The 11,665-nt window shown below is 43.3% G+C and carries 13 protein-coding genes; 4 read left to right on the top strand and 9 right to left on the bottom strand.

The features are described from left to right. Positions 1-17: 17 nt before the first annotated feature. Positions 18-371 carry a DUF5615 family PIN-like protein gene (locus ACM0OX_RS02745; RefSeq protein ID WP_414512871.1) on the bottom strand — a complete coding sequence of 118 codons (354 nt, stop codon included), beginning with the start codon at positions 369-371 and terminating at the stop codon, positions 18-20. Then, positions 368-604, bottom strand: coding sequence for a DUF433 domain-containing protein (locus ACM0OX_RS02740; protein WP_414512869.1), 237 nt, complete (start codon positions 602-604; stop codon positions 368-370). The genes ACM0OX_RS02745 and ACM0OX_RS02740 overlap by 4 nt, the downstream gene beginning before the upstream one ends. 17 nt (positions 605-621) lie before the next feature. On the opposite strand from ACM0OX_RS02740, the gene ACM0OX_RS02735 reads away from it, so the two are divergent. Together ACM0OX_RS02735 and ACM0OX_RS02730 are read left to right on the top strand one after the other, a co-directional pair. Further along, positions 622-786 carry a hypothetical protein gene (locus ACM0OX_RS02735; RefSeq protein WP_414512867.1) on the top strand — a complete coding sequence of 55 codons (165 nt, stop codon included), beginning with the start codon at positions 622-624 and terminating at the stop codon, positions 784-786. 89 nt (positions 787-875) lie between these two features. Beyond that, entirely contained in the window at positions 876-1,598 is a 723-nt protein-coding gene (locus ACM0OX_RS02730; protein WP_414512865.1) for a TerC family protein, read from the top strand. 105 nt (positions 1,599-1,703) lie between these two features. Here the strand turns inward: ACM0OX_RS02730 and ndk are convergent, their stop codons facing one another. Continuing rightward, positions 1,704-2,153 (bottom strand): nucleoside-diphosphate kinase, encoded by a 450-nt coding sequence (gene ndk / locus ACM0OX_RS02725; protein ID WP_289797237.1) that lies wholly within the window; start codon positions 2,151-2,153, stop codon positions 1,704-1,706. Positions 2,154-2,384: 231 nt separating this feature from the next. Between ndk and speA the strand changes: the two genes are divergently transcribed. Next, complete coding sequence (gene speA / locus ACM0OX_RS02720) at positions 2,385-4,400, top strand: biosynthetic arginine decarboxylase (RefSeq protein WP_414512863.1); 2,016 nt, start codon at positions 2,385-2,387, stop codon at positions 4,398-4,400. Between the two features lie 86 nt (positions 4,401-4,486). On the opposite strand, the gene ACM0OX_RS02715 is transcribed toward speA, so the two are convergent. From ACM0OX_RS02715 to ACM0OX_RS02705, 3 genes are all read right to left on the bottom strand, one after another. Further along, positions 4,487-5,656, bottom strand: coding sequence for an NDP-sugar synthase (locus ACM0OX_RS02715; RefSeq protein WP_335197030.1), 1,170 nt, complete (start codon positions 5,654-5,656; stop codon positions 4,487-4,489). A gap of 510 nt (positions 5,657-6,166) precedes the next feature. Next, complete coding sequence (locus tag ACM0OX_RS02710; RefSeq protein WP_334836692.1) at positions 6,167-6,997, bottom strand: ScpA family protein; 831 nt, start codon at positions 6,995-6,997, stop codon at positions 6,167-6,169. Between the two features lie 291 nt (positions 6,998-7,288). Continuing rightward, positions 7,289-8,383, bottom strand: a complete 1,095-nt coding sequence (locus ACM0OX_RS02705) for an AI-2E family transporter (protein WP_414512860.1) — start codon at positions 8,381-8,383, stop codon at positions 7,289-7,291. A gap of 127 nt (positions 8,384-8,510) precedes the next feature. Between ACM0OX_RS02705 and pdxH the strand changes: the two genes are divergently transcribed. Further along, complete coding sequence (gene pdxH, locus ACM0OX_RS02700) at positions 8,511-9,155, top strand: pyridoxamine 5'-phosphate oxidase (protein ID WP_414512858.1); 645 nt, start codon at positions 8,511-8,513, stop codon at positions 9,153-9,155. 113 nt (positions 9,156-9,268) lie between these two features. Here the strand turns inward: pdxH and ACM0OX_RS02695 are convergent, their stop codons facing one another. From ACM0OX_RS02695 to ACM0OX_RS02685, 3 genes are all read right to left on the bottom strand, one after another. Beyond that, positions 9,269-9,886 carry an FMN-dependent NADH-azoreductase gene (locus tag ACM0OX_RS02695; RefSeq protein ID WP_414512857.1) on the bottom strand — a complete coding sequence of 206 codons (618 nt, stop codon included), beginning with the start codon at positions 9,884-9,886 and terminating at the stop codon, positions 9,269-9,271. A 65-nt stretch (positions 9,887-9,951) separates the two neighbouring features. After that, on the bottom strand, positions 9,952-10,485 hold the full coding sequence (gene pyrE / locus ACM0OX_RS02690; protein ID WP_334836696.1) for an orotate phosphoribosyltransferase: 534 nt from the start codon (positions 10,483-10,485) through the stop codon (positions 9,952-9,954). An 83-nt stretch (positions 10,486-10,568) separates the two neighbouring features. Then, positions 10,569-11,471 (bottom strand): DUF3153 domain-containing protein, encoded by a 903-nt coding sequence (locus ACM0OX_RS02685; RefSeq protein ID WP_414512855.1) that lies wholly within the window; start codon positions 11,469-11,471, stop codon positions 10,569-10,571. Positions 11,472-11,665 lie beyond the last annotated feature (194 nt).

Below are 11,665 nucleotides of genomic sequence, written 5' to 3'. Positions count from 1 at the left end.
TAGAAATTTTATAGCGACTACTGATGCACAATAATGGTGTCTCGATTTATTTCAATATAGGAATGCTGCTTAAACAATTCAACTACAGATTGGAAGTTAGCTATAAATAGGGATTCCAATTCTGAGTTATTGATATTGCCTGTGATGATTAAAAGTAGTTTATAAGGTTGCTGAACTGTTAAAAAAGAGTTGACAAAATCCACATCTTTGGTAACTAAAATTCGATTGTGTTGAATTGATACGGTATTAATCTCATTATCTGGCGTAGCATTTTCCCTTGGTAAGTCTCTGGTGTGGATCGTGTCATAACCTGAAGTTTTGAGAAAACGGGCAAGACGAACTGGTAACTGAGCATCGACAAGAAATTTCATGAGGCAATTCGATGAATGCTTTTGACTTGGCTGAGTCGAGCGGCAAATAACAAGACAGCTAAAATGTCTTCAGATTCTAAATCGTCATAATCTGCCAATATTTCTTCAGTAGTCATGCCAGAACTGAGCAGTTCCAAAATAAACTCAACTGGATAACGAAGTCCTCGAATGCAGGGTTTACCGTGGCAGATATTTGGATTATGAGTGATGCGTTCTAGAAGTGTGTTATCCATAAACTCTTACCATATTTTTGTTGTCATCTTCTAATTCTAGATGCGAACTGACAGCAGTCCATTGCGATCGCACCAAGTCAGATGTTAAAACTTTGGGTGTATTGACTTATACGCAAATTACCCCACTTATAGGGCGATCGCACACATTCGATCCTCTTCAAAATGCACCACAACCACGTTAAGCTGAATTAGAGTGGCAATTTATTGCGCTTTTTAATATGCAAATCTCTGTTCTTGTCAAATTTTAATTTTTCTGCTTGAGAAACCCGGAATGCTAGACCGAATTTTTGATTACCTCGACTTTCATTTCAGCGTTGAAGCCCCTATAGTTCTGCTGATCCTGGTGGTTTTAGAGGCGCTGTTATCTGCCGACAATGCCATCGCCTTGGCTGCGATCGCTAGGGGGCTGGAAGACAAAGAACTTGAGCGTAAAGCTTTGAACTTTGGTTTAGTCGTTGCCTATGTGCTGCGAATCTCCCTGATTCTCACTGCCACTTGGGTACAACAATTCTGGCAATTTGAATTATTGGGCGCTGCTTATCTACTGTGGTTAGTATTCCAACACTTTACCTCGGAAGAATCTAAGGACGAACACCATCACGGGCCGCGTTTTAATTCATTGTTGCAAGCGATACCTGTGATTGCATTTACAGATTTGGCATTTTCTTTAGATAGCGTGACAACTGCGATCGCAGTTTCTCAAGAAAAATGGCTAGTGCTAACGGGTGCAACAATTGGTATTATTACGTTGCGATTCATGGCAGGATTGTTTATTCGTTGGCTAGACGAATACGAAAACCTAGAGGATGCAGGTTATGTAACTGTCGCCTTGGTGGGTTTACGCTTGTTGTTGAAAGTACTCAACGATAGTTTAGTTCCACCAGAATGGATCATGATTGCTGCCATATTCCTGATTTTAGGCTGGGGATTTTCCAAGCGCGTTGGTACTGAATCACCCCAAATAGAACCGGAAAAGAGCAAAGTCTCTAAGTAAGAAGAGGGGAGAGGGAATAGGGTACAGGGTACAGGGTACAGGGTACAGGTACAGATTATTCCGCATACCCTGTAACCTGTCACCTGTAACCTCTCCCCTAATATCTTACTCGTGCAACCAAGGCGTTAAGTGTGGTTGCCAACTGACCAATTCTTCATCCTTAAACCACAGGGCAATTTCCTGTTGCGCGGTTTCTGGAGCATCAGAACCGTGGATTAAGTTGCGACCAATATTCAGTCCAAAATCGCCGCGAATCGTTCCCGGCTCTGCTGTTAAAGGGTTTGTAGCACCAATAATCTTTCTGGCAGATGCAATAACACCATCACCTTCCCATACCATCGCTACCACTGGGCTAGAAGTGATAAATTCCACTAGACCGCCAAAAAAGGGACGTTCTCGGTGAACGCCATAGTGTTGTTCAGCCAGTTCCCGACTGACTTTTAGTAACTTTAAACCAACCAGGGTAAAACCTTTAGTTTCAAAGCGACGGATAATTTCCCCCACTAATCCCCGCTGGACGCCATCAGGCTTAATTGCTAAAAATGTGCGCTCCATTGCGATCTCCCAAAGCTTAATAAAGTTTTTATCTAGTCAATTGTCCTTTGTTCTTTGTCCTTTGTCTAAGGGTTTTGCACTCTTGACTAATGACTAGCGACTAATCACTAATGACACAAGACTCTTGACCAATCAGAGTTTATCTCAGAAATTATCTTTGGGTGCATATACGTTCCCAGATGAATGCGCTAAATTGTTAACTCGTGGGTGAAAAACAGAGGTTAGGAAGAAATGGGTGTTGAGTCAACTGCTACATCTGACGAGGTGGTACAAGTACCGTCCAATGGACAAAAAGAAGTGAAAAATCATAAGCACAAAAAACTGTTACCACCGAGTCCCACCACAGGAGATTTACCTCGCTCCTGGAAAATTGAGGATAGCGAAGCCTTGTACCGTATTGAAGGATGGGGACAACCTTATTTTTCCATTAGCGCTGCTGGTCACGTTACCGTGTCACCCAAGGGCGATCGCGGGGGTTCTCTTGACTTGTTTGAATTGGTCAACTCCATGAAACAGCGCAACTTGGGACTTCCCATGTTGATTCGGTTTTCTGATATTTTGGAAGACCGGATTGAGCGGTTAAACGCTTGTTTTAACAAAGCGATCGCTCGTTATAATTACCCTGGTGTCTACCGTGGCGTGTTTCCCGTCAAATGCAATCAAGAACGGCATTTGATTGAGGATTTAGTGAAATTTGGCAAACCCCATCAATTTGGTTTAGAAGCTGGTTCCAAACCAGAATTAATGATTGCTCTAGCTGTGTTGGATACACCAGGAGCATTGTTAGTTTGCAACGGCTACAAAGACCGAGAATACATCGAAACGGCAATGTTAGCCCAAAGACTAGGGCAAACACCAATCATTGTCTTAGAACAGATTGAAGAAGTTGATTTGGTGATTGATGCTAATCGCCAGTTAGGTATTAAACCGATATTAGGTGTTCGTGCTAAACTCAGTACCCAAGGTATGGGACGTTGGGGAACCTCTAGTGGCGATCGCGCTAAATTTGGTTTGACAATGCCTGAAGTCATCGAGGCTGTTGACAAGTTACGCGAAGCTAACCTGCTCGATTCTTTGCAGTTGATGCACTTCCACATCGGCTCCCAAATCTCTGCCATCAATGTGATTAAAGATGCTATCCAAGAAGCCAGCCGCATTTATGTGGAATTGGCAATGCTGGGAGCAGATATGAAATACCTTGATGTTGGTGGCGGCTTGGGCGTAGATTACGATGGCTCCCAAACCAACTTCTATGCATCGAAAAATTACAACATGCAGAACTATGCCAACGATATCGTGGCAGAGTTAAAAGATACCTGTGCTGAACGACAGATTACCGTACCAACACTGATTAGTGAAAGTGGACGAGCGATCGCTTCCCATCAGTCGGTGCTGATTTTCGACGTTCTCAGTACTAGTGATGTCCCTCTCGACAACCCAGAGCCTCCACAAGAGGGAGAATCCCCGATTATTAATTATCTTTGGGAAACTTACCAATCCATTAACAAAGAGAATTATCAAGAGTTCTACCATGACGCTGCACAATTCAAAGAAGAAGCCATCAGTCGCTTCAACTTAGGAATTTTACGTCTCAGAGAACGAGCCAAAGCCGAACGCCTCTACTGGGCTTGTTGTCAAAAAATTCTTACCATCACTAGACAGCAAGAATACGTACCCGATGAACTGGAAGACCTAGAGAAAATTATGGCTTCCATCTACTACGTGAATATGTCAGTGTTTCAATCAGCACCAGATTGCTGGGCGATCGATCAACTGTTTCCGATCATGCCAATCCACCGCTTAGATGAAGAACCAACGCGGCGGGGAATTTTGGCAGACCTCACCTGCGACAGTGATGGCAAAATCGACCGCTTTATTGACCTGCGCGATGTCAAGTCGGTTTTAGAACTACACACCCATAAGCCCGGAGAACCCTATTATTTAGGAATGTTCTTGAATGGAGCTTACCAGGAAATCATGGGCAATTTGCACAACCTGTTTGGCGACACCAACGCCGTTCACATCCAATTAACCCCCAAAGGCTACCAGATTGAACACGTTGTCAAAGGTGACACCATGAGCGAAGTAGTAAGCTACGTCCAGTATGACTCCGAAGATATGGTGGAAAACATTCGCCAGCGCTGCGAGAAAGCATTAGAAGAAAAGCGCATCACTCTAGCGGAATCTCAACGACTACTGCAAACCTACGAGCAGAGTCTTAGAAGATATACGTACTTAAATAGTTAGGGTAGAGGTTACAGGGTATAGGTTACAGATTTATTTCCTGTTCCCTATTCCCTATTCCCTATTCCCTATTCCCTGTTCCCTATTCCCTAATTTACGTTCGTCCCCAACAATTCCTCTATCGCTTGTCGCTCAACAGGGGTATGTGATGGCGGTGTTTGACGGGCATCAGTAATCAGCCAGTCTAAAGCAGCAGCTTGAACATCGATCGCAGCGCCAGTTTTATCTACGCAATAACGTCCAAATACCAGTTTATCGACTAACCGGACTCCAGGGCCCAAGCGCGACCATTCAAAAATCACGCTGTTTTCCACTGTTGCACCACTACAAATCCAACAATTAGGGCCAATCATTGCTGGCCCGACAATTTTAGCTCCGTCTTCGATTCTCGTCATCCCGCCAATGTAAACGGGGCCTGTAATATCCACCTTGTCCCAATTGACAGCGACATTTAAGCCCGTGTAGATGCCGGGGGCGACTTCATGACCAGGAATTTGGACATTTTTGATTTCACCCAGCAGTACACCGCGAATCGCCCGCCAATAGTCTGGGACTTTACCAATATCTACCCATTCAAAGTCCATAGGAATGGCATAGAAGGGGGCTTTTATTTCTACCAATTTGGGAAACAATTGGCTACCAATGTCATATTCGACATCAGAGGGAATATAGTTAAAAACCTCTGGCTCAAAGATATAAATACCTGTGTTGATGTTGGTGCTGAGGGCTTCTTCAGTTGAAGGTTTTTCTTGGAAAGCTTTGACACGACCATCTTCGTCAGTCACAACCACACCATAGCTAGAAACTTCTTCCTTGGGGACAGATTTAGTGATAATGGTAGCGATCGAGCCTTTAGCTCTATGCCATTTAACCGCCGCAGTTAAATCCAAATCAATCAAAGCATCACCGCACAAAACCACAAAGGTATCATCAAAAAAGGGTGAGAAGTCTTGGATACGCCGCATTCCTCCAGCAGAACCAATTGCTTCCCCCTCCAGTTTACCGTCATCATCAATTTTTCCTTCAAAGGAATAGGCAATCTGCACCCCAAACCGCTGACCATCACGGAAATAGTTTTCTATTTCCTCAGCCAAATGACTAACATTGACCATAATTTGGTCAAATCCATGTTGGCGTAACAGTTCCAGCAAGAACTCCATCACTGGCTTTTGCAGGATGGGAATCATTGGTTTGGGAATTGTATAGGTAATCGGACGCACGCGAGTACCCTTGCCAGCCGCGAGAATCATCGCTTTCATAAAAATTTATCCCTCAACCACAAGCCAGTTTACTTTCATCGAGTGATACTTAATCATCAGTTTTTATTTCTTCTCTAAGTCATCCCCCAGAATAGGGATAACAGGAATTTAGTGGTTATTACAACCATCGATATACTTAGATGACAAGCGATCGCTTATCTTTTCAATTTACTCGGATTTTGGGGCTGAATCAAAAATCTATGACAATGTAGGCAGCAGCTATGCTGGAGCCAGGAGGAAAATCCCATAAATAAATTCCTATTTTTCTCACAAGTCAGCCTGAAATCTTGATGCCAAGGACTCACGCATCACATATAAATAGTTTTTACCTCTGCCTCCTGCCTTTCTTAGAGAAAATCTGTAGGACTATAACTACTTTTGACTTTCTTAGTACAGCTTTGCCTAAGTTCGTAGCGAATAGACTCAAAGAAACTTTGCGCTCCTCTGCGCTATATTTTGCGCCCTCTGCGTTTAAACTTAAACCCTCAATTCGTCACGAAATTTACGGACTTAGTTCATCGGATTCTCAAAAGGCTTGCCGATATGAGCTGAATCTCTAATTAAGCGAATTTTAATTTCATGATAAAAATCCTCTTGAAATAGCTCTACTTTCGATTGAGCCGAGAGTAATAGTAGTGCCCAGAAAACGCTAACTAGATTACTGTGTTCAGACTCGTGTCCAGACCCATTTTGCTTGAAAAGCTTTGTCTTAGTCCACAATTCTACAAGTTGTTCTAAATTCACCCAATTTTGTTCTAAACTTAGCTCTCTTGCCGATAATTTCAATACCTGCTCCAGTTCCCCAGCGACTTCTGTCAGATTTTCCTGGTGAGCTAACTCCAGCGCCTCCCGCATACTTTGGACGCTAGGTTGACGCCTGGGACGGATAGGTTTGCTGACTTTTTCTACCAGTTTTAGTTGGTTCGCCATAATCTGCAATTGCTCGATTAACTCTTGCAGAGTCACCCGACGCTTTGGTGGCGGCATTGCCGCTGGACGACGACGCAATTGCCGTTCTAATGGTAGACGATGACCCTGATGTAATACACCGTCTTCACCTTCTAAAAGGGCATCATCTTCTATACCATCTTGTGCATCTCCGACTGTTGACAATTGCATCAAGGTATTGGCTTTGAACAATACCAACATTGATGCTGATAAAAATGCCTGTCCAGATTGAGACAAGTCGGCTTCATAGCCTCTTGTTATTGCCCCTGGTGCCATCAGTTCTAAATAGCGATCAATCACCTCAATCACTTGAACATCCCAAGGATCAATTTCACCCTGCTCGGCTTGGTAAATCAAAAATGTGATTGTTTCTAACAGCTCGGAAGCTTCCATCAACAGGTTCTAAGTTAATTAATGAGAATCAAAATACTGTAAATTCAACACTAAACTAATTGACTATTGGCAAAGCGTGTACTGTATACATTCGCTTGCGCTTCTTTTATTCAGAAATCGCCTGCTGCCAGTATCCTCTAAAATTTATAATCGATCACCATTGTGAATTGTGATATTGGATTGTGCAACTTTTGAGTTGGGCATTGGGCATTGAAAAGAGGCAGAGGGGAAAAATTTACTGCAACTTCTCCTCTGCTCCCTGCTCCCCTGCTCCCCTGCACCTCTGCTACCTTAATCAGCAGGAGGATCGCGACCAATAGTGACAGTTGAGACAAAATCACTCGGCTTACCGCTCTTACCGCTCTTAATAGCATCGAAAGTGCCTTTAATGGTACCAGCAATGGGAACAGCAACAAGTGTCCCTAACAACCCAGCAATCTCAAATCCCATCAAAATAGCCACAAAAATCCAGATGGGATTCAGTCCGATAAAATTGCCGAGTAACCTGGGAGCTAACAAGTTATCTTTAAGCTGCTGCATGAGAATTGCCGCGATCGCAACTTGAACTGCTAACCACCAATTTTGCAGTAGTACTAAAATTGTCACCAGACCAATACCCAGAGATGCCCCAATAAAGGGAATGAGTTCTGAGATACCGATTAATATGGCAAACAACAGGGCAAAGGGCACTTTCATCACTAAGAAAATTGGTGTCAGGGTTAGCACCATGAACAGTCCTAGTAACAACTGGCTGAGGAAAAAGTTCTGGAAGTTTAGGCGCAAGGATGTGGTGAGGGGATCTCCAATGTTAGAAGGCAAAAGATTGATCAGACCATACCAGACGCGATCGCCATATAAAAGCATATAAAATGCAAGCACGATAACTAACACTACGTCAAGTAATCCTGACAGCAGTGTGCCCGCAAATCCTACTGCCCCAGAAGCTAGCTGTTGCACCACATTCTGAATGTTGGCATTGATTTGACTGCTCACAACCCTTAGATCGACTGGCAAACGTCGTTGCTTTGCCAACATCTCAAACTGCTCTAGGTTTGCTTGACTGGCGGTTAACCAATCAGGGATCTTATTTAACAGTTGGATTGTTTGGTCAATAATCAACGGTACTAGGGTGACGCCCAAAATCCCAAGCAGGGTTAATGTTGCCAGTAAAACTACGATCACCGCCTGAGTGCGGGTGATCTGGGCACGCTCAAAGAACTTAACCGGGTAATTTAAAAGAAAAGCCAGAATCGCTGCAATGAGCAAGACGGTAATAGGATGCTGGAAATAGCGAAAAAGCACAGACAGCAGCCAGACATTGAGAGCGATAATCGGACCGCTCAGACCATAAATTAACAAGCGTTGAAGGGAGGCTGAACGGCGCATCTGACGCAACCTATTTTAGATATTTATTCAGAGAATTTGTAAAATTCTTGATGGCACTGATTATCATCATAGATATTTTTGACAAAGATATATATAAGCGTATCTGATAGCAAGGAAACAAATCACAATGGACAAAACGGTAGCTGACCTTCGCAAAGACTACACCTTGGAAGGTTTAAGCGAACTCGAAGTAGAACTCAATCCTTTTATCCAATTTAAAAAATGGTTCGATCAGGCTTTAGCAGCACAACTCCCCGAACCCAATGCCATGACTATTGCCACAGCCACACCAGACGGTAAGCCCTCAGCTAGAATGGTGCTGCTCAAGGATTTTGATGAACGCGGCTTTGCCTTTTTCACAAACTACAACAGCCACAAAGCACAACAACTGGCTGAAAATCCCCAGGCGGCTTTAGTCTTTTGGTGGGCAGAACTGGAACGTCAAGTCAGAATTTCGGGGTATGTGGAGAAAGTTTCCGAAACTGAATCTGACCAGTATTTTGAAAGTCGCCCTGCCAAAAGTCGCTTGGGTGCGTGGGTATCTAATCAAAGCGAGGTGATAGAAAGCCGAGAAGTTCTTGAGCGACGCGTGCAGGAATTCCAGAGCAAATATGAAAATCAAGAGATTCCTCGACCGCCTCATTGGGGAGGCTTACGAGTGATCCCTACAGAAATTGAATTTTGGCAAGGACGTTCTAGCCGTCTGCACGATCGCTTACTCTATAGCCGTTTAAATAATAGCACTTGGAAAATTGAGCGATTGTCACCCTGAAGAAGAGGCAGGGGAGCAGGGGAGCAGGGGAGAAGTTGCAGTAAATTTTTCCTTTCTGCCCCTCTACCCCTCTGCCCCTCTGCTCCTCTGCCCCTCTGCCCCCTGCGTTCCTCTTACCACTGGGCGATCGCATCTTGAATTGCTGCTCTTGCTTCTGATAGAGATTGGGTACGCGCATCACCTGCGTTCAGGCTATTAGCGTTAATAAATTGAATGTCTGTAAGCCCAATAAAGCCGAAAATTGCCCGCAGGTAGGGTTCTTGGAAGTCATAGGCAACGAAAGGAGATGTCGGGCTAAAGTCACCGCCGCGAGCTGTGATGATAACTGCTTTTTTGCTCTGGACTAACCCTTTAAAACCTTGAGCATCTAAAGCAACAGTCCGATTGATGCGAACAATTTGGTCGATGTAAGCCTTAAAAATGGAAGGTATATTGAAGTTGTACATTGGCACGCCAAAGACGTAGCGATCGGCTGCCAAAAACTCATCTACTAACTCGTCAGAAATCCTAAGTGCCTCAGTTAATTCTGGGGTATGGGTTTCTGGTGGTGAAAATGCCGCTGCAATCCAAGCTTCATCAACGTGAGGAACTGGGTAATGCCCTAAATCTCGATAAGCGATCGCATCTTCAGGATGCGCTGCTTTCCAAGCACTGACGAATTCCTTAGATAGTTCTCTTGAGTGCGATCGTTCACCACGAGGGCTGGAATCAATATGTAGAATGTTTACCACCAAATATCTCCTGATTAGCTAAGTATTTTTAGGGGTGTTGTTCAAAAATATTGTAACTGTAAGCTTCAAGATAGTTCCATCCACACCGAAAGTTCTTCCATGTCAAACAGAGGAAGTTTTTGAATACCAGCTTTTTCGAGACTATTATCTTGTGTACTTCCGCGCCAGATTACGCAAATTACGAAGTCCGCGATCGCTCCCTCGTTACGCAGCGCTTCGGTACTTTTTACAACCTGACCACCTGTTGTAATCACGTCTTCAATGATACATAATTTTTTCCCTTGGATATCAATTCCTTCTGCTAGCTTCTCAGTACCATATTCTTTTTTTGTCTTCCGAACAAAGACAACTGGTAATTCAACTTCTAATGAAATTGCTGTTGCTAAAGGAACTCCCCCTAATTCTAGTCCTGCTAGAATTTCCGTTCCTGGTGGAATCTTTTTTACCATTTCTTTAGCTAATTGCTTCAGTAATAAAGGATTAGATTCAAACTGATATTTATCAAAGTAATGAGAAGATATCTGACCAGAACGTAATCGAAACTCACCTTTCAAATAGGAAACACGAACAATTTCTTTGGCTAATTCGCTATGACTCATTTTTATAAAAAGCTGGGTAAAGTGTAAAAAAAGCCGATGCATTCTCCATCGGCTTCGCTAATAATATTCAACAGCTAAATAGTCTACTGTTCCTGGATTGCTGCTGCTTTCGGAGGAAACTGAATTCTGGGATCTGGCATGAAATTATATCTCAAGTACAATCCTCCCGAAACAAACAGGATAATTAACAACCCACCTATACCAAGGGGACTAGGAAGCCAAAAAACAGCTTCTATGTGGTTTAGCTCACCAGGCTGGAGTTTCCACACTAATTGATTGCCATTTTTTTCTGGCTCAATTGCAGTTTCAGTTAGTTGAATATTTTTGGCTCCCCAAGGAGTCTTCAAGCTAAATTCCAAATCGAGAATTGAACCAGCATTCGCCAAAACGTTACCTTTACTGGCAATTAGAGAGAGCGATCGCAAATCCAAATCATAAATCAACCGATTTCGGACTAAAAGTAAAAAATTATTCTGCTCTAAGAGAACGTTTGATTCAATTTTCGGCAGTTCTGAGTCAGATTCGCTCTGCACAGACTCAGAGGGGTGATTCGCATGGGAGTTAAAGAATTCATTGAACTTCTCTTGCAATTCCGTACCATTGCTAAAAGGAATTGTGACGATGATTTCTTCTTGGGAAACTCGCTGTGCTTTACCATCAAGTTGACGGGCGCGGCGTTCTATGCTCTTTAACCATTCGTACACCGAATCGCCACTAAAACTCGTTAGCCGTTCTCCCAACTTAATATGCTGTACTAGTTCGCCACTATTTGAGTTGTCAAAATTAAGCCCGACATCGTACTTCACACAGCCAGTCAGTAGCAAAGATGTTAATAGCACGAGCCACAGAATAGGATTTCGCATGGGAAAGACCCGGTTCGTTCGATTTCGACCATTGAGTGGTGAGAGAAATTTCATCTTTGCCAACACAAAACTAAATGGTCTGACTAACAACAAGAAAATCTTTCCGAAAATTGAAGAATTCATAACTATAAATCTCCCCAAAAGTCAAACTTTTTAACCAATCTTGACTTCTTAGTATTGTTTGAGATTCCTGGAATACCATTTTGATTTCTCTGGGACTGGGTAAGAAAATATGAGTAAGATTTGGATCTGAATCGAATGGCACTAAGAAAAGATACAGCCCTTGCTCTGACTAGTTCCCAGCCTAGAGGCTGGGA

The organism is Nostoc sp. PCC 9305 (assembly GCF_963920915.1).
Taxonomy (GTDB): domain Bacteria; phylum Cyanobacteriota; class Cyanobacteriia; order Cyanobacteriales; family Nostocaceae; genus Nostoc.
Note: the sequence above shows the minus strand (reverse complement) of the source record. Positions and strands in the feature narration are given on the sequence as shown.